Here is an 18,751-nt window from a genome sequence, read left to right on the forward strand (position 1 = left end):
AAACAAAAAACTTATAGATATCCAGTGACTGCTTTTTGTAAAGTTAAGGATATTTTGGATGCAAAACTCGACATGCTATAGACACACTTTTTTGGACGCTATCAGAGTTGTATATTGATGTTTGCGACTTTATTTCAAAACTTAAAATATATAATTTAATATAGATGAAAATAGCAATAAGTGGATTAAACAATACTGACAACCCTGCCCCTGGAATACCTGTTGCAAAAAGCTTAAGTAATAAATTCTCTCTTATCGGCTTAAGCTATGATGCTAGTGAGCCAGGCAATTATCAAAAATTATTTTCAAAAACCTATCTAATGCCATATCCATCTTCAGGATTTGATGAGTTAAAAGCACGCTTAGAATATATAAAGAAAAAAGATGATATCCAAGCAATCATACCAAACTTAGATGCTGAACTGCCTTTATATATTAAATACCAAGAGCAGATATCTAAGGAGATAGGCATAAACCTCTGTCTACCATCCCAAGAAAATTTTGAGCTTAGGAACAAAAATAGATTAGATAAGCTTTGCAGCAACCTAGGCATAAAATATCCCAAAACTTACCAAATAAATACAATAACAGAACTTCATGAAACTATAGAAAAACTAAGCTTCCCTCTAATGATTAAAGGCAACTACTATAAAGCATATAAGGTTTTTAATACTAAGAACGCTATTGAAGCTTTTTATAATATATATAATGAATGGGGCTTACCAATTCTGCTACAAGAACATATAGATGGTGAAGAAATAAATTTAGCTGGCGTTGCAAATGGTAAAGGAGATTTAAAAGGTGCTGTAGCAATAAAAAAGTTAACAACTACTGACTTAGGTAAAGTTTGGCTAGGCTTAACTATAAAAAATGATCTACTTCTGCAAACAGCTCAAGAATTTACCAAACTAACAAAATGGCAAGGTGCTTTTGAACTTGAGTGTATAGTTAATAGCAATGGCATCTATATGATAGAGATCAACCCCCGCTTTCCAGCTTGGGTACACTTAGCTACAGAGGTTGGTATAAACTTACCAGATATGCTAATAAAGATAATCCAAAATGAAAACTTTGAAACTAAACTAGACTACCCTATCAATAAACTATACGTAAGGTTTGTTGATGAAATTATAGCTGATTTCGATGAATATAAAATTTTAGTTCTAAATAAAGAAACAAGATAAAATGAAAAAAACATACTCAAAACCTATAATAAATAAACTAGATTTTACAATGGCATCCAAATATGGCGGCTCACTTTTTAAGCAGAAAGTAAGAGAAAATATAGATGGTGTAAGCGTAAAAGAATTAGTTGAAGAGTTTGGCAGCCCTTTATTTGTTTTTTCGCAACAGCAGATGGAAAAAAAGTACAAATCTCTATATGAGGTATTTATCTCAAGATATCCAAAAGTAAAGTTTAGTTGGAGTTATAAAACTAACTATCTAAATCAAATATGTAAAATTTTTCATGACTTAGGCTCCAGTGCTGAGGTTGTAAGCGAATTTGAATACCAAAAAGCAAGAAATCTTGGTATAAGTGGCAAAGATATTATTTTTAATGGTCCATATAAACCCAAAAAAGATTTGAAAATTGCAGTTCAAGAAGGTGCAAAAATACATATTGATAATCTATTTGAATTAAATGATCTCGAGCAAATAGCTGATGAGCTACAAATTAAAATACCAGTTGCAATCAGAATCAACATGGATACTGGCATATATCCGCAATGGAATAAATTTGGTTTTAATTATGAAAGTGGTGATGCGCTAAATGCTGTCACAAGGATACATAAAAATAATAAGCTTCTTTTAACAGGTCTTCATACTCATATAGGCACTTTTATATTAGATACAAATGCTTATAAACTAGCTACAACCAAGTTAATGCAATTTAAGTATGAAATAGAACAAAAGTTTAACAGTAAAATAGAATATATCGATATAGGCGGTGGTTTTGCTAGTAAAAGTAATCTAAAAGGTATCTATCAATCTCCTGATGTTGTAGTTCCTACTGCTGATGACTATGCTTGTGCTATTGTTAACACAATCTATGAACAAAATAGATCCCAAGTCTTACCCGAGCTTTATTTAGAAACAGGTCGCTACTTAATTGATGAGGCAGGCTATCTTCTTACATCTGTATGTGGTTGGAAAAGACTACCTGATGGAAGAAAAAATTACATCATGGATGCAGGAGTAAACAATTTATACACATCGACTTGGTATAATTTCAATATAGAGACAGATAAAGATTATGGAGAGATAACCGAACCTTCTGTGCTAAATGGTCCTTTATGTATGAATATAGATGTTATCGAAGAAAGTATTATGCTACCTCCTTTAGATAGGGAATCAGTTTTATCAATTTCTCCTGTTGGAGCTTATAACTATACCCAATCAATGCAATTTATAAGATATAAACCGGCTGTAGTTTTAATTGATAATGATGGTAAAGCCAAATTAATTAAAAAAATAGATAACCTTGAGACAGTTAATTTTAGAGAAATTCCATAAATGATAAAGTTAAAAAATTTCTTAAAACCTTATAGCTCTGTACTTTTTTTGGATAATAAATTAATTTTTGTAGTCATTTTATTATCTCTATTTATAAACCCGTCTATGACGCTATGTGGGATAATAGCAATTTTAGTAAATATTATTTTCATAAAACTAATCAATATCTCAAATAATGTAAGCTATGAACCCTACCTTTGCAATGCTCTATTAGTAGGCTTGGCTGTAGGCTATATATTACCTCTTTCTGCTATATCTATCTGTCTTGTAGCTACGTTAGCAGTTTTAACATTTATTACTTGCTATATTTTTGCAAAAACATTTAGTAGACAACACCTTCCGATACTGTCTCTACCCTTTTCAATAATTGCTATAGTCACTTATATAGCATCAATAAAATTCTTAGGTTTTGACAATCATTTATTAAAGGATCTGACAAGCTTTGATATCAACCTACCAATAGTTATTAGTAGCTTTTTAAAAGCTCTCGGAAGTATATTTTTCCTCCCAAGTAATATTGTTGGATTAATAATACTATTTATAATTTTTGTTTCATCACGAATAATATTTTTCACAGCTATATTTAGTTATTTTTTTGGGATTTATTTTGAATTTCTTCTCAGCGGATCTTTAACTCTAGCATTAAATGACTTATATGCTTTTAACTATATTCTTACTGGAGTGGCACTATATGGAATATTTCTATTACCAACATTTAGAAGCCTTATAATAACTCTTTTTGCTATAGCCTCTACGGTTATTGTAACAAATATGTTTGAAATCGTTCTAAACTACTATGCTACACCTGTATTTACGCTACCCTTTTGTATCATAACTATTGCTTTTATCTCCACTCTAAAAGGCCTAGGGTACAAGGATATTAACCATGTTATAAAATCGACTCCTGAGAAATCTTTTTTAAGTTATTTAAATAGAATCTACAGGTTTGGGCAAACTCCTAAAATTAATCTTCCGTTTAGTGGGCAATGGTATATTTATCAAGATTTTAATGACAAGTGGACTCATAAAGGAAAATATCAATTTGCTTATGATTTTGTAAAAAAAGAAAATGGTAAAACATATATTGGTGACCAAAATTCCTTAGATAATTATCTATGCTTTGGTGAAAGTATTTTATCTCCTGTGGAGGGCTATATTGTCGATTGTCGACATGATCTAATCGATAACCCTATTGGCAATATAGATAGAGCAAATAACTGGGGCAATTATATAACAATAAAGAATCATCAGGGTTTGTTTATAAAAATATGTCATATTATGCAATTTTCTTTAAATGTCAAAGTTGGTGACCATGTTTATATAAATGATGCTTTAGCAAAATGTGGCAATAGTGGTTACTCCCCAGAGCCACACATCCATATTCAAGTACAAAACTCTATATTTCATAATGCTGAAACTATAAACTTTTGTTTTGATAAATATTACATAGATGAAAAACTATACTCCAACACTATTCCAAAAAAAGGCGTGCTTATAAACTCAGTTATTATAGATTATTCAATAAAGGCTAAATTTGGCTTTATTTTAGATGATAAATTTACCTATAGCATTACCGAAGAGAGAGGATTAAAACAAAAAGTAAGCTTCATTGTAAAAATGGATGATACCGGCCAGTTATACTTTAAAGATGATTTTGGAAACAAACTGTATTTTTATAGCGATCTAACAGAATCTTATTTCTATAACTATTGTGGTAAAGATAACTCTTATTTACAAAAACTTTTTATTTTAGCTCCTAAAATTCCTTATATAAATAAAGAAAACCTTAGTTATAACGATTATATTCCAATGGATTTAATTAAAAGTAAAATGATGACTAAATGGCTTTCTCTTATCTGTATCTTCAATAGCAAATATGCTAAGTTTCTACGAAGCTATACTTTACAACACAGCGTAATTCTATCAGTAGAAGGTAAAGTCAAAATAAACTCAAAAGGTCGAGGATTTGAGGAAATAAAATATGGTGAGACAATATTAAAGTTAGAACCTAATGAATGACTAAACTATCAAATGTTTAAGCGCACTTAGAGCAAATACCACGAATTTCCATATTCCAACTATGAACTATAAATGATTCTTTTTCACTAACTTCAGTAGATATACGTTTGTCATCGACACATGTCTCTTTAGTCATACCACACTTTTCACAAATAATTACCTGTGTCCCTCTATGTTTATGATTAAAGTTACAAGCTATATAACAATTCATACTTTCAATCCTATGTATGAAACCATGCTTTAACCAAAAATCAATCGCCCTATAAATAGTTGGTGGTTTTGTATCTTTCGCTATAGATAGAAGCCTTAAAATATCATAAGCAGTAACAGGATTTTCTTGCTTAATTATTGCTTCTAATACATGTCTTCTAGGCTCTGTAAATCTGTGCTTATAAGACTTACAATATATTTCAGCCTGCTTTATCAGATCCATATAACTTATTTTTGAATATATCTTAATGTCTAAGTATAAACTAATAATCTTTATTTTTACAAACTGTTACATTGTAACACTTTATGTTTTTGTGTATTATTCAGCTAAAGATAATTAATACCGACCTTAAATGACTAATTTTGAGATAATTATACTTCTAGTAATTTTGCTTGTAACTACAGTTTCAGGAGCATTTCCTTTTATAAAGAAGGCATCAAACCCAACTTTTAGATTTCCTATTGGTGATGCCTTAGCTAATGGTGTTTTCTTAGGTGCTGGTTTAATCCATATGCTTAGCGACTCAGCCAATGACTTTGCTGATTTGCATATAGCATACCCCTTCCCATTTTTGATAGCTGGAGTGACAATACTATTATTTTTATTAATTGAACATATCGGTGGTTCATTATCTAAAGCAAATAAAGGTAACCTAACTTTTATGGCAATAATGGCAACTATTATGTTATCTATTCATAGTTTCTTTGAAGGTGCTGCTCTAGGTCTATCAGAACAGGCGAGTATTGCTGTAGTTATATTTGTAGCTATCATGGCACATAAGTGGGCAGCAAGCTTTGCTCTTTCAATAAGCATTAACAAAACTAATCTTAAATTTTCTATTAGAGCACTTCTCTTTATTTCTTTTATACTAATGACACCTCTAGGGATAATACTTGGGCAAGAAACTCTTCACTATGTTTCTAACCCTTATATAGAGCCTGTATTTACATCAATAGCTGCTGGTACATTTATATATATGGGTACGCTACATGGACTTGATAAATCTGTACTTATAAAAGATTGTTGTAATACCAAACAATACACATTTGTTATAATTGGCTTTACTCTTATGGCTATAGTCGCTATTTGGGCATAAGACCAATTTTTTTAATCCAAACTAAAATAAATACACTCCTAGCATAAATAGTTTAAAATAAACTATTAGCCTTTTTAGGCTTGGCTAAACTATAGGAGGTGTTTATGTCCTTTTACTCTATTGAAAATGAACTCTTAGAAAATTATAAATCAAAAGTTGAGCTTAAATATAAAATGCTCAATGGTCTTTTTTTAAGCACTCCTCTTGATAAGAAACATAATGCAAACTTTAAATTAGCAACATTCTCTAATATTTGTAAAAGTGAATTAAAAAATGACAAAGATCCCATTGAAATTATTGAAAGTATGTATCCTGAAATGTCTGAGGAGGAAAAACTTGAGACATTTATAAAATTTATCCGCTATATAGAGCGACAAATAGTCTTAGTTGATGCTATAGAAGAGGCGGCATATGTAAAAACACATGATTTAAATGGTGAATATAGTATAACTAGACTAGCAAGAAGAGTTGAAAGAAATAACAAACAGAGAACTCTAACCAGGGCCCTTAAAGAGTATAAAACTAGACTTGTCCTTACAGCACACCCTACCCAGTTTTATGCCAAACTAGTATTACCTATCATTCATGATCTTAAGAGAGCAATTTTAGATAATGATATAAATAAGATTCAGGATATTTTCTTACAAATGGGTAAAACTAGATTTAGTAATAAAACTAAACCTACGCCTGAAGATGAAGCGAAATCGATCATATGGTACTTAAATAATATTTTCTACAATACTATCCCAAAAATTCAGCACAAACTAACTAATGATAATACTAATATTGAGATTGGATTCTGGCCTGGTGGCGATAGAGATGGCAACCCTTTTGTTACCGCAAAAGTGACTAAGAGAGTATCAAAACATTTAAGAGTAAGTATTTTTGACTGCTATAACAAAGATCTAAAAAAGCTTATAAAAAAATTAACTTTTGAAAATGTTCATGATGAGCTTACAAATATCCGCAAAAAACTAAAATCAAATAAGTACCCTTGCGCACAAGATTTTCTAAATGAGCTTATTAAGGTGAAAAATACTGTTGATACTCAATATGATTCACTATTTGTTGACAGGCTTGATAATCTAATCTTAAAAGTAAAAATTTTTGGTTTTTATTTTGCAAAACTGGATGTTCGTCAAAATGCTAAAATTTATAAACAATTTTTCACAGAACTTTTTAAAGAGAACTATAACCTAGATTATCAAACTTTAGAAGATTCAGAGAAAATCCAACTTCTAGTTAAACTTGCTAAACAAAAAAGTCTCGTAGAACTAGAAATTAAAAGTGAACTAGCTAAAGAACTAATAGAAACCATTAATACCATACAGTATATCCAACAACAAAATGGCTATGAATCAATAGAGCGATATATTATCAGTAATGCTGACTCTACCGTAAGTATCTTAGAAGTTTTAACAATATTTAAACTTTTTAATAAAAACTCAAAAGATCAAAACAAAATAAAAATAGAAGTTGTTCCCCTATTTGAGACTATGGAAGATCTAAAAAACTCGACTCAAATTATGGATGACTTACTAAATATCAAACTCTACACCGATAACTTGCAAATCTGGAATGACACACAAACAATCATGCTTGGATTCTCTGATGGTACAAAAGACGGTGGTTACTTCATGGCTAACTGGTCTATCCTTGAAGCTAAGCGAGCTTTGAGTAAATATCTTGGCTCTAAAGGTATCAAACCTATCTTTTTTGATGGTCGCGGTGGTCCACCTTCACGTGGTGGTGGTGATATGTTTTTATTTTATAGAGGACTATCAAATGTAGTTTCAAATCATGATGTTCAAGTAACTATTCAAGGGCAAAGTATATCATCTAAATTTGGCAACTCAGATAGTGCTCAATATAACTTAGAGCAAATTCTAACATCTGGCCTATATGGTAAACTAAACTTACATAACGCCCATAAGCTAAATACAACAGAGCTTACGCTGATAAATGAGTTAGGCAGACTCTCTTTTGAGACATATATCGAGCTTAAAGACCATCCTCAGTTTATAGATTATCTCACAGAGATAACCCCTCTAAAATACATCAGTGAGATGAATGTAGGCTCTCGCCCATCAAAAAGAAATTCTGGAGCTAAAATAAAACTAGATGATTTACGTGCTATTCCTTATGGTGCTGCTTGGACACAGATGAGACAAGGTATTTTAGCATTTTACGGCCTTGGAACAGCAATAGATACTATGGTTAGGAAAAACAAGAAAAATCTAGCTCTAATTCAAAAAATATATAAACGCTCGCTTATTATCAAGGGAATATTTGATAATGCCTTACAAAGCATTGCTCAAACTGATTTTAATATGACCAAACATATAAGTAGAGACATCAAATATAGTGATTTCTGGCAGTTAATACGTAATGAGCACGCTCTAGCAAAAGAATATCTATTAGCAGTAACTGAAAAAAATGAAAATTTCTTACATGCAAACCCTGTAAAAGAAAGATCTATAAAACTAAGAGATGATATTACACTACCTCTTGTTATATTACAGCAATATGCTCTTTATACGTTGAGAAATAATCCTAATCACAAACATAAAGATCTTCTAACAACTATAATCAAGAAATCCTTAGCTGCAAATATAAATGCTAATCAAAACTCTATATAAGCTTCTTTTTATGACTTATACCATCTATTTATACTTTCTATCACAGCTGGAGCCATAAATTCTATATCATCTAGATCAAACCATTTTATTTCTGAGATCTCAGCACACGGTTGTACTGGTTGATTAATATCCCCAGCATAACATTGTACTGAGACAGTATCTGTCCTATCATGATTATCTGTTATAACTTCACCAAGATATTTTATTTCAGATGCTTGCATTTGTATGTTTAGCTCCTCATCGAGTTCACGAATAATGGTTTGCAAATGAGTTTCATCCTCATCTATCTTACCACCTGGAAAATACCAGATAGTATTGTTGCGCACCCTTACAAGGAGCATTTTATTATCTCTTACACAAAGTAAGGCTGATGTTTTTATCATAATATTTTTGATAGCTTTATATTTTATAAAGAAATATGATTACAAAAAAAAAAACATATCTAGACAAAAGAGTTTTATTAAATTATAAATTTCTATAAACCCTTAAGCTTATACCAATATAACCCAACTATAAAAAACATCAATACAACATATATTTCTATGATGCTAGTAGTAGTATGAGCATGAAGGTAACCTTGAATAAATGCCACTATACTTGAAATAGCCATATTTATAAGGTACATCATCGCTGCAGCAGTTCCTGATATATGACTAAACATTGATATCCCTTTTCCCATGGAAAGAGGAAATATTGAACCACAAACAAAATACACTGTCATTGTAGCTACAATAAGTAAGCTAATACTATATTGTTTAAAATAACTAAATATAAAAAATATCAGAATCAATAGAGTAAAGAAATGTATAACAATAAAAAATATTTTAGCTATAGAATAATGGTCCAATAATTTACGCCCAATTATTGGTGCCGGTAAGAATGAGCATCCTAAAAAAATTGCTAATTTACCAAAATAAGCTGGTGAATACCCCATTACATTCTGGATTAAAAATGGCCCTAGAGTATTAAAACTTATTATCATAGAGTATGCCATCCCCATTACTATACACAGGCTCATAAACTGTTTATTAGATACAACTTCGATAATGTTTTTATATACTTGTGAGAATTTTAATGATGTTTTTTTTGCAATAGTCTCAGGTATGTATATAAAAACAAGTATTGTTATTATTAAAGTGATTATAGCAAAGAAATAAAAGCCAGATTTCCAGCCGAAGTACTCTTGTAGAAAACCTCCAATTATAGGTCCGGCAATTGGACCTAGTCCCCAAAGAAACCCAATAGTTGGCCCAAGTTTTAAAAGCTTCTCTACAGGCAAAATATCTGAGAAAACACCTCGGCTAAGCACTCCCAAAGATCCCATTAAAAATCCTTGGAAAAGCCTCACTACTAACAATACATATTCATTAGGTATCAACGGAGGTAAAATACTTATTATAACAAACAGCACGCATGAAGCTCTTAATAAAGTTCTGCGACCTACAGCGTCGGTTATTATACCAACAATAAAGTTTCCTAAAGCATAACCTATCAAGTATATTGAAATAACCATTTTTGAAGTTGATGGATCAATTTTCAATGAAGAGCTAATTCCTGGTAATGATGGTGCAAATAAATCAATACTCATCCCCATCAATATAAAAAATGATAAAAGTATAATTATTCTTATTTTAGTTTTATCAATATTGACAATAGACATTACTTTTATTAAGAAATATAAAATATGGTGATACATTCTATCAAGAATGAATATAACTAATCTATAGCAAGCATAACAATTCTATAAAATTCAGTTTTCCAAAAATATATAAAGTTTTTCTTTTTCAGAAGTTTTATTGAAATATTTCATATAAAATATACCCATTAAAATTTAATAAACCTAATCTTAACTATGGATATAGTCAACTACGCGAAAACTCGATACACAACAAAAGCATATGACCCAACAAAGAAATTAACAAGTGCTCAAATACAGCAAATAAAAGATATTCTAAGATTTACGCCATCAAGTGTAAACTCTCAGCCATGGCATTTTATTCTAGCTACTTCTGAGCAAGCAAAATTAAAGCTTGCAAAGGCCTCTGAAAATATCCACCCTAAAAATGTAGCAAATATAAAAAACTCTGCTTTGACTATAGTTCTTTGCTTTAAAACAAATATTGATAATAGCTATTTAGAAGAACTTTTAGATCAAGAAAGAAAAGATGGCCGCTTCCCTACTGTTGAGTTTGAGAGTATGCAAAGAGATGTACGTAGAAAATTTGCTCTAGCATACCTAGATAGACCTCAGGAACTACAAAACTGGGCACAGAAACAGATTTATATAAGTCTTGGTAATCTACTATTAGGCTTAGCTGGTTTAGGTCTACATGCCACACCTATGGAAGGTATTGAAACTCATATTATTGATGATGAATTTAATTTAAAAGAGAAAGGTCTTAAAACTTCTGTCATCGTTACTGTAGGTTATAGTTCAGAAGATGACTTTAATGCTAAACTACCTAAATCTAGACTTCCTGAAGAAAAAATATTTACTGAAATTTAAATAGCTTAAAATTCGTTCTGAATTCATTTTAGGATTTCAGTGAGCTATATACTTTATTAGTATCATAGAAGTAATTAAACAAGCTCAAACATAACAATTTTTATTATATTAGGGAAATGGGTATAAAAAATAATCTGCAAAAAACTATATATTTTGATGAGTTACGTAAAATCTATTATCATAAGGTCCCTAAACTGTTTGTTGACTACTAAAAATCCAACTCTGAACAACAAGATTATCCGAAGCAAAAGCCCTAGGTGCAACGGCTTGAATGATTGGTAGATCTATGGATTTATAGTGTCGGTGCTTACGGCGAAAAAGGAGCTTATAGAATATTAGAAATCTTCTATGAAAAAATGGATAAGACTATGGCATTTTGCGGCCATACTGATATTAATAATGTTGATAAATAAATAATTGACAGACGATCTTTACTTACTCTCTAACTTGTCCATTTCCTCTAACAATAAACTTTAGAGTTGTTAGCTCATCTATACCCATTGGTCCTCTAGCATGAAGCTTTTGGGTACTAATACCAATCTCGCCGCCAAAACCAAATTCCGAACCATCTGTAAATCTAGTTGAAGCATTAGCATATACTGCTGCGGCATCTACTTCGTTTAAGAAGATCTCTGTATTTGTATAATTTTCAGTAACTATACACTCTGAATGCATACTACCATATGTATTAATATGCTCTATAGCTTCATCAATATTTGCTACTGTTTTAATAGAAAGTACTAGATCTAAATATTCAGTATCCCAATCCTTTGTAGTCGCTAGTGTAGCATTTTCTAGATATTTCAAACTCTCACTATCAGTTTTTAACTCGACATTATATTTCACGAACTCTGCTTCTAATCTTGGCAATAATCTCTCTGCTATATTTTGATGAACCAAAAGAGTCTCTAAAGCATTACAGACTCCTGGACGCTGAGTTTTAGCATTTATGACTATCTTTATAGCCTTATCTAAATCTGCGAACTCATCAATATATGTATGACAAATACCAGCCCCTGTTTCTATCATTGGAATAGTCGCTTGTTGTTGAATAGCTTTTTTAAGGCTCCTACCACCTCTTGGAATTATCACATCAATATATTTATCCAATGTTGCTAGCTCTGTTATACGTGCTCTATTAGTATCTTCAACGAGTTGAATAATGTTTTCTGATAGACCGAACTTCTTACATGCTTCTTGAAATATATTTTTCAAAGCTATATTTGTATGCAAAGCATCAGAACCTCCCCTAAGGATAATAGCATTACCTGATTTTAAAGCTAATGCTCCAGCATCTATAGTTACATTTGGCCGTGATTCAAAAATCATCGCAATAACGCCTAGAGGCATTCTAACTTGAGAGATTGTCATTCCTTTTGGATGCTTAAAGCCTTTCTCAATCTTACCAATAGGATCTGTAAAATCAGCAATTTGTCTAACTCCTTGAGCCATAGATTCTATTCGAGCAGAAGTCAGTGTCAATCTATCAACAAATGCTTTTGATAAATTATTTTTTTTAGCATTATATAGATCTTTTTGATTTTCCTGCAATATATATTCAATATTACCTAACAGAGACTTCTCTAATTGATATAAAACATTATTTTTACGCTCTGTATTTACCTGAGCTAACTCTTTTGCAGCTTGTTTAGCATTCTTACCCATTTCTAAAATAGATGTATTCATCTAATGCTCCTTTAAAAACATATTATCGACATGGATAGCTTCATTATAGTCCCGATAGCCTAGAATATTAGCAATTTCATAACTCTTATAACCTTTTATCTTTGTTAAGTCTTGTGATGAATAGTTGACCAATCCTGTAGCTATCTCTTCCTGCTTATCATTACTAATAATAACTGTAGCTCCCTTTTGAAAATCTCCATTTATTGAAAGAATCCCACAGGGTAAAAGACTTTTCTTTTGTTTCAATGCTATGACTGCTCCTTGATCAATCACAATTTCCCCAAGCTTGTGAGTACTGTATGTTATCCAATGTTTTTTAGCTGTAATTTCTTTTTTGTTATTTTTTGCAAATAATGTCCCTATATTTTCGCCTGAGACTATATCCAAAAGGATTTTAGGATCTTCTCCATTAGCAATAATCATATTAACCCCGCCAGCTACAGCAACCTCAGCCGCCTTAATCTTAGTAGCCATACCACCAGTACCAAATTTAGAGCCAACATCGCCAGCCATAGCTCGAATATCATCTGAAATTTCTGAGATAATATTTAAAAGTTTTGCTAAACTATTTATACGTGGGTTTGCAGTATATAAACCATCAATATCTGAAAGTAGAATCAGTAAATCAGCTCCTATTAAGTTTGCAACTAATGCTGATAATGTATCATTATCACCTACTTTTATTTCATCAATCACTACAGCATCATTTTCATTAACGATGGGGATAACTCCCTTTGCTAATAAAGCTGAAAAAGCATTACGAGCATTCAAGTATCTTTCTCTATTAGCGATATCATCTTTGGTTAAAAGTAGTTGTGCAATATTCTTACCATATTCAGAGAAAAGCTTTTGATATAAATGAGTTAAAGCCACTTGCCCCACTGCAGCTATAGCTTGCTTCTCAGGTAAAGTTTTTGGCTTTTGTTGCAATCCAAGTTTCCCCATACCCGCACCAACTGCTCCAGATGTTACGAGTATTACCTCAAATCCTTGATTATGAAGGTCTGCAAGTTGTCTAACAAGCTTTTCTATACGATTAATATTTAACAAGCCTGTTTGGTGAGTTAAAGTGCTAGTACCAACTTTTACAACAACTCTCTTTACTATTTTTAGCAGATCTTTTCTTTGCATATTTCTTTGATAATTTATTTATCACTTTAATCAAGTTTATACTAGCTTATAAGTTTATTTAATACTTTAAATCTGCATTTAGAAAAATTATGAATTGTAGCTAACTGCTTAATGATAAGATACTAAAGGTTTTTTTAAAGCTATTTAGATTTGCCACTCTCCACTTTTGTATTTAGCTATAACTTCAAGCACAGCTGGTGCAACAAATCTTGTATCATTAAAGTCAAACCACTTGATTGCTGAGATCTCAGCACATGGTTTAATCTCTTGATTAATATCAGCCGTAAAACACTCTAAAGAAACTGTTGTGGTTCTATCATGATTATCTGTAGTTATATTACCCAAATAGCGCATATCATCTGTTGTTAACTCTAGACTCAATTCTTCTTTTAGCTCTCTTACAATAGTTTGGATAGGTGTTTCATCTTGCTCGATTTTACCACCTGCTTGATACCAAATAGTATTATCACGGGTCTTAGTCAAAAGAATCTTATCATCTTTAATAGCTACAAACGCTGCTGCATAAATCATTAATTTACTTCCCTAACCATTTAAATGACTTTTTAAGAAAGTCTACAGCATTTATTTCAATATTCTTACCATGAGCAACGATTATTCTCTCAGGTTGCCAAGCTAAGATTCTCTCAAAACACTCTCGAGCCCGCTTCTTACCAAAAAAGAATGACATTCTCCAATCTATAGGAGTTTTACCATTTGGGGCAACAATACCTGATAACTTAGCTATCAAGCCTTTAAATCCTGAAAAATAATTTTCATCAAAATTCTCTATAAGATCTGTAAGAATGAGTGTTTTAGAAGGTTTATGAAAAAACACAACCTCTTGCATTACTCTACTACCTTTAAATATTAACTGGTCAATTTCATCTTGCCACTCAGGTTCTGGAGAATCTTTTAAATCAGCTTTAAAGTTAATATCTTTTCTTTTATCTCTAAGTCCAGGCGATGCATATATCTTAGCATCAGGGAAAATCTTTGCCCAATCTTGCAAAAACAAATGATGAATTTTATTTGGTGATATTAGAAATTTTACATTCCCAAGCTTAGATACTTGCGAAACTAACTCAGAATCAACCTTAATTGGTGAATGAATAAATAAATCATTATTAGCAAGATGTATTACCGTCATTCTTGTAGTATATGCAAGAGTATAAAAAGGAACAGCCTCGCCATCACAAATCCAAATATTATCAGACAATTGCTTTAACATATTTTTATACTAAAGTTAAAAATTCTAGAATACAATAACCAAGAAAATGTTGAATAAAAAATAAAACTATAACTGTTAATATCATTGGAATAATCAAAAGCTTCTTATTCTCATCAAATACTGCAAAGATAATTGCAAATATTATAGATAAAACCCCAGATACCTTTATTGCGCCATAAACTGATGTCCAGACAAATCCATTTATTTTTAAGATGTTGTAAACTTCTTTAGATGATGTCAAATATACTGCTATATAACCAATTAATAAACCTGCCACAAACCAGAATATAGCCATAAATAAGTTCTTTAAAATATAATCAAGTAATATATACACCTTTTTCATAGCTAAAGTTATCTCCTAAAAATTAAAGTATCATATAAACGCGTTTTTTAGATTAAACCAGAAAGTAAATTGTTTCAATATAAAAATATAGATCATTATTTATTTTACGCTCATAATAATTAAGATTAAAAGTAATATTAAGGAGATCCTTATTGAAAAAATTTAAATAGTTTTGGCAAATGGCTACATCCGATATTCGCTGCTAACTCTATTATTTTCTTACTTACCATTATCGACATAGAAAAGCTTGTCGCATCTTCAACACTTTTAATTTTCTATGTATATTTCTACTCCATTTCACTAATATTAAATTCAGTATGGTCTTTTATATATTATATTTGAGATTCAAATAATGACATAAACAAAAGTCTTCGGTCAAATCTTATTTCTAAATGACTAGATAATCTTAGCTTCTGGTCATTCATTTTTGCAACTATTAGTTTTGTGGAATATATTGTATTAAGAACTCCTAATATGGTAAATTAACCCTGAATACACAAATAAGACAAAATAATACTTTTAAAAACTAGATCTAAACCAAAGCCTCTTTCTTCTCAAGCGTTTTAGAATAAAGCTCTTGATACTTAGCAAGCTTTTCTTTCTCTACAGCAACTACAGCTTCTGGAGCATTTGAGACAAATCTTTCATTTGAAAGCTTCTTCTGTACTCTATCAACTTCGCCTTTTAGCTTATCTAACTCTTTATCTAGTCTTGCCTTTTCAGCTTCGATATCAACTAAACCTGCTAATGGAATATTTAACTCAAGCCCTTCAACAATTTGTGATAAAGATGTTGGTGGATTATCATTAAACTCAATATTATTTACTCTTGCTAACGCTTTGATAAAGCCCTCAGTTTGAGCAAGATATTCCTTATCTGTATCTGCAACATCTTTAACAATTAGAGAGATCTCTAAAGATGGCTTGATACCTACTTCACTACGCATATTACGCAAAGTTGTAACAACATTTTGTAGCCATACGATAGCTTTTTCAGCTTCTGGAGCTTCTAAATCTTGAGTTGCTACAGGATAACTAACATCCATAATTGTTTCTTTAGCATCATTTAAATGTGCTTTTAACTGCTGATAAATACTCTCTGTAATAAATGGAATTAATGGATGTGCTAAAGCAAGGATATTCTCTAGAACTTTAGTAAGTGTATATTTAACACCATTTTTTTGCTTCTCAGATAAAGAGCTATCTTTTAAAGCAACTTTGGCAAACTCAACATACCAGTCACAATAGTTATTCCAGACAAGATCATAAATAGTATTTGCCACCATATCAAAACGATAGTTAGCAATTTGTCTATGAATATCAGCAGTAGCGTTATTTAAAACACTCCAAATCCACTTATCTGCAACACCTAACTCATAATTATCACAAACCTTATAATCATCTAAATTCATCATTACAAATCTTGAAGCATTCCAAAGTTTGTTACAGAAATTACGATATCCTTCTACCCTAGCAGTATCAAAGCTAATATCGCGAGATGTAGAAGCTAATGCCGCATAAGTAAATCTCACCGCATCTGAACCATAAGCACTGATACCTTCAGGAAATTCTTTCTTCGTAGCCTTTTCAATTTTAGCTTTCATCTGTGGCTGCATTAGACCAGTAGTTCTTTTTTTCAGAAGCTCATCTAGTGTGATACCATCAATTAAATCTACAGGATCCAAGACATTACCTTTAGATTTTGACATTTTCTGACCTTCACTATCACGAATAAGTCCTGTGATATAAATATCTCTAAATGGTACATTATTCATAAAGTACATACCAAACATCATCATTCTAGCCACCCAGAAGAAGATAATATCAAAACCTGTCACAAGCACACTTGTTGGATAATATTTCTCTAACTCAGGAGTCTTCTCAGGCCAGCCTAATGTACTAAATGGCCATAATGCAGATGAGAACCACGTATCAAATACATCTTCATCTTGCTTGATAACTACATTATCAGCTAAATTATATTTTGTTCTAACATCTGTTTCATCTTCACCGACATAAGCATTACCAGCGTCATCATACCACGCAGGGATTCTATGACCCCACCATAATTGACGTGATACACACCAATCTTGAATATCTCTCATCCAAGAAAAATATGTATTTTTCCAGTTATCTGGTACAAATCTCACAGTACCATTTTCTACAGCTTCTATTGCTGGCTTTGCAAGTACATCTGCTTTGACAAACCATTGTTTAGTTAGATATGGTTCTAAAACTTCTCCAGTTCTATCACCAGTAGGTACTTTTAGCGCATGAGGCTCTATCTTATCTAAAAGACCTAATGCATCCATATCAGCAACTATCTGCTTACGCGCTACAAATCTATCTAAACCTTGATACTTCGATGGTACATTAGAGTTTAGTGCTGCATCATCAGTCAAGATGTTTAACATTGGTAAATCATGTCTTTTACCCATTTCATAGTCGTTAAAGTCATGGGCAGGAGTGATCTTTACACATCCTGTACCAAAATCTTTCTCAACATAATCATCAGCAATAATTGGAATCTGTCTATCTGTAAGTGGTAGATTTATCATCTTACCAACTAAATGAGTGTATCTTTCATCTTCCGGATGAACCGCAACAGCCATGTCACCAAGCATTGTCTCTGGACGAGTTGTTGCGATTATAATCTTCTCATCGCTATCAGCTACAGGATATACAAAATGCCATAATGAACCTTGTTTATCTATCTGAGCAACCTCCAAGTCTGAAACTGCTGTTTTTAGTTTAGGATCCCAGTTTACTAGTCTCTCACCACGATATGCTAAACCATCTTCATATAGCTTAATAAAACATTTTTTAACTGCATCAGATAAGCCATCATCCATTGTAAATCTCTCACGATCCCAATCTGGAGATGCGCCAATTCTACGCATTTGAGATGTGATAGTACCACCTGATAGCTCTTTCCATTCCCAAACTTTACTTACAAAGTTTTCACGCCCTAAATCATGTCTTGAGATACCTTGAGCATTAAGCTGTCTTTCAACTACCATTTGCGTAGCAATGCCTGCATGATCCGTACCTGGCTGCCAAAGCGTATCTTTACCATTCATCCGATTGAATCGCGTAAGAATATCCATTAAAGTCATCTGGAAGCCATGCCCCATATGTAATGTTCCCGTTACATTAGGTGGTGGTAGCATTATTGCGTAAGTATCTTTTGAGTCAGTATGATTATTCTCAGTTGGGCAAGCAAACTTTCCTGAAGCTTCCCAATTTTGATAGTTAGATTGTTCTATTTCTTTTGGATTATAATTTTTATTCATTTCTTGAGTCATTTATAAAGCCTAAATATATAAGTTTATAGAAAAAATTTAATGCTGATAATTTTAACAATATTGACTCTAAAAAT

15 protein-coding genes and 1 pseudogene are annotated in these 18,751 nt (G+C 31.6%); 7 read left to right on the top strand and 9 right to left on the bottom strand.

Going from position 1 to position 18,751, the window contains the following annotated elements:
- Positions 1 to 164: 164 nt before the first annotated feature.
- From F3D62_RS07535 to F3D62_RS07545, 3 genes are read left to right on the top strand one after another with little or no spacing between them, the layout of a single operon-like run.
- On the top strand, positions 165 to 1,184 hold the full coding sequence (locus tag F3D62_RS07535) for an ATP-grasp domain-containing protein (RefSeq protein ID WP_150467644.1): 1,020 nt from the start codon (positions 165 to 167) through the stop codon (positions 1,182 to 1,184).
- Position 1,185: 1 nt separating this feature from the next.
- On the top strand, positions 1,186 to 2,514 hold the full coding sequence (locus F3D62_RS07540) for an alanine racemase (RefSeq protein ID WP_150467645.1): 1,329 nt from the start codon (positions 1,186 to 1,188) through the stop codon (positions 2,512 to 2,514).
- Entirely contained in the window at positions 2,515 to 4,533 is a 2,019-nt protein-coding gene (locus F3D62_RS07545) for an urea transporter (protein WP_150467646.1), read from the top strand.
- Between the two features lie 16 nt (positions 4,534 to 4,549).
- Here the strand turns inward: F3D62_RS07545 and F3D62_RS07550 are convergent, their stop codons facing one another.
- The gene (locus F3D62_RS07550; RefSeq protein WP_150467647.1) at positions 4,550 to 4,966 is read right to left on the bottom strand and encodes a Fur family transcriptional regulator; all 417 of its coding nucleotides are present in this window, start codon (positions 4,964 to 4,966) and stop codon (positions 4,550 to 4,552) included.
- Positions 4,967 to 5,096: 130 nt separating this feature from the next.
- Between F3D62_RS07550 and F3D62_RS07555 the strand changes: the two genes are divergently transcribed.
- Both F3D62_RS07555 and F3D62_RS07560 read left to right on the top strand, forming a co-directional pair.
- Positions 5,097 to 5,840 carry a ZIP family metal transporter gene (locus F3D62_RS07555; RefSeq protein ID WP_150467648.1) on the top strand — a complete coding sequence of 248 codons (744 nt, stop codon included), beginning with the start codon at positions 5,097 to 5,099 and terminating at the stop codon, positions 5,838 to 5,840.
- A 104-nt stretch (positions 5,841 to 5,944) separates the two neighbouring features.
- Positions 5,945 to 8,479: a phosphoenolpyruvate carboxylase gene (locus F3D62_RS07560; RefSeq protein WP_150467649.1), complete on the top strand. Its 2,535-nt coding sequence runs from the start codon at positions 5,945 to 5,947 to the stop codon at positions 8,477 to 8,479.
- Between the two features lie 8 nt (positions 8,480 to 8,487).
- On the opposite strand, the gene F3D62_RS07565 is transcribed toward F3D62_RS07560, so the two are convergent.
- Both F3D62_RS07565 and F3D62_RS07570 read right to left on the bottom strand, forming a co-directional pair.
- On the bottom strand, positions 8,488 to 8,862 hold the full coding sequence (locus tag F3D62_RS07565) for an NUDIX hydrolase (RefSeq protein WP_150467650.1): 375 nt from the start codon (positions 8,860 to 8,862) through the stop codon (positions 8,488 to 8,490).
- 92 nt (positions 8,863 to 8,954) lie between these two features.
- The gene (locus tag F3D62_RS07570; protein ID WP_224732655.1) at positions 8,955 to 10,139 is read right to left on the bottom strand and encodes an MFS transporter; all 1,185 of its coding nucleotides are present in this window, start codon (positions 10,137 to 10,139) and stop codon (positions 8,955 to 8,957) included.
- A gap of 192 nt (positions 10,140 to 10,331) precedes the next feature.
- Between F3D62_RS07570 and nfsB the strand changes: the two genes are divergently transcribed.
- Positions 10,332 to 10,985, top strand: coding sequence for an oxygen-insensitive NAD(P)H nitroreductase (gene nfsB / locus F3D62_RS07575; protein ID WP_150467651.1), 654 nt, complete (start codon positions 10,332 to 10,334; stop codon positions 10,983 to 10,985).
- 235 nt (positions 10,986 to 11,220) lie between these two features.
- Positions 11,221 to 11,398, top strand: a pseudogene (locus tag F3D62_RS07580) (alpha-hydroxy-acid oxidizing protein); the annotation flags it as partial.
- A gap of 22 nt (positions 11,399 to 11,420) precedes the next feature.
- On the opposite strand, the gene F3D62_RS07585 reads toward F3D62_RS07580, so the two are convergent.
- From F3D62_RS07585 to F3D62_RS07610, 6 genes are all read right to left on the bottom strand, one after another.
- Entirely contained in the window at positions 11,421 to 12,671 is a 1,251-nt protein-coding gene (locus F3D62_RS07585) for a glutamate-5-semialdehyde dehydrogenase (RefSeq protein WP_150467652.1), read from the bottom strand.
- The gene (proB, locus tag F3D62_RS07590; RefSeq protein ID WP_150467653.1) at positions 12,672 to 13,802 is read right to left on the bottom strand and encodes a glutamate 5-kinase; all 1,131 of its coding nucleotides are present in this window, start codon (positions 13,800 to 13,802) and stop codon (positions 12,672 to 12,674) included.
- Positions 13,803 to 13,946: 144 nt separating this feature from the next.
- Positions 13,947 to 14,333 carry an NUDIX hydrolase gene (locus F3D62_RS07595; protein WP_150467654.1) on the bottom strand — a complete coding sequence of 129 codons (387 nt, stop codon included), beginning with the start codon at positions 14,331 to 14,333 and terminating at the stop codon, positions 13,947 to 13,949.
- A 4-nt stretch (positions 14,334 to 14,337) separates the two neighbouring features.
- Positions 14,338 to 15,030: a DUF4336 domain-containing protein gene (locus F3D62_RS07600; protein ID WP_150467655.1), complete on the bottom strand. Its 693-nt coding sequence runs from the start codon at positions 15,028 to 15,030 to the stop codon at positions 14,338 to 14,340.
- A gap of 4 nt (positions 15,031 to 15,034) precedes the next feature.
- Positions 15,035 to 15,373: a hypothetical protein gene (locus F3D62_RS07605; RefSeq protein ID WP_150467656.1), complete on the bottom strand. Its 339-nt coding sequence runs from the start codon at positions 15,371 to 15,373 to the stop codon at positions 15,035 to 15,037.
- A 532-nt stretch (positions 15,374 to 15,905) separates the two neighbouring features.
- Positions 15,906 to 18,677, bottom strand: a complete 2,772-nt coding sequence (locus F3D62_RS07610; protein ID WP_150467657.1) for a valine--tRNA ligase — start codon at positions 18,675 to 18,677, stop codon at positions 15,906 to 15,908.
- Positions 18,678 to 18,751 lie beyond the last annotated feature (74 nt).

The organism is Francisella sp. SYW-9, from assembly GCF_008711465.1.
Taxonomy (GTDB): Bacteria; Pseudomonadota; Gammaproteobacteria; order Francisellales; family Francisellaceae; genus Francisella.

Excerpts from the sequence above, each read along its gene's own strand:
- F3D62_RS07600 (WP_150467655.1), bottom strand. The coding sequence starts at position 15,030 with ATGTTAAAGCAATTGTCTGATAATATTTGGATTTGTGATGGCGAGGCT.
- F3D62_RS07570 (WP_224732655.1), bottom strand. The coding sequence starts at position 10,139 with ATGTCTATTGTCAATATTGATAAAACTAAAATAAGAATAATTATACTT.
- F3D62_RS07550 (WP_150467647.1), bottom strand. The coding sequence starts at position 4,966 with ATGGATCTGATAAAGCAGGCTGAAATATATTGTAAGTCTTATAAGCAC.
- F3D62_RS07585 (WP_150467652.1), bottom strand. The coding sequence starts at position 12,671 with ATGAATACATCTATTTTAGAAATGGGTAAGAATGCTAAACAAGCTGCA.
- F3D62_RS07595 (WP_150467654.1), bottom strand. The coding sequence starts at position 14,333 with ATGATTTATGCAGCAGCGTTTGTAGCTATTAAAGATGATAAGATTCTT.
- proB (WP_150467653.1), bottom strand. The coding sequence starts at position 13,802 with ATGCAAAGAAAAGATCTGCTAAAAATAGTAAAGAGAGTTGTTGTAAAA.
- F3D62_RS07560 (WP_150467649.1), top strand. The coding sequence starts at position 5,945 with ATGTCCTTTTACTCTATTGAAAATGAACTCTTAGAAAATTATAAATCA.
- F3D62_RS07610 (WP_150467657.1), bottom strand. The coding sequence starts at position 18,677 with ATGACTCAAGAAATGAATAAAAATTATAATCCAAAAGAAATAGAACAA.
- F3D62_RS07555 (WP_150467648.1), top strand. The coding sequence starts at position 5,097 with ATGACTAATTTTGAGATAATTATACTTCTAGTAATTTTGCTTGTAACT.
- nfsB (WP_150467651.1), top strand. The coding sequence starts at position 10,332 with ATGGATATAGTCAACTACGCGAAAACTCGATACACAACAAAAGCATAT.
- F3D62_RS07605 (WP_150467656.1), bottom strand. The coding sequence starts at position 15,373 with ATGAAAAAGGTGTATATATTACTTGATTATATTTTAAAGAACTTATTT.
- F3D62_RS07545 (WP_150467646.1), top strand. The coding sequence starts at position 2,515 with ATGATAAAGTTAAAAAATTTCTTAAAACCTTATAGCTCTGTACTTTTT.
- F3D62_RS07565 (WP_150467650.1), bottom strand. The coding sequence starts at position 8,862 with ATGATAAAAACATCAGCCTTACTTTGTGTAAGAGATAATAAAATGCTC.
- F3D62_RS07535 (WP_150467644.1), top strand. The coding sequence starts at position 165 with ATGAAAATAGCAATAAGTGGATTAAACAATACTGACAACCCTGCCCCT.
- F3D62_RS07540 (WP_150467645.1), top strand. The coding sequence starts at position 1,186 with ATGAAAAAAACATACTCAAAACCTATAATAAATAAACTAGATTTTACA.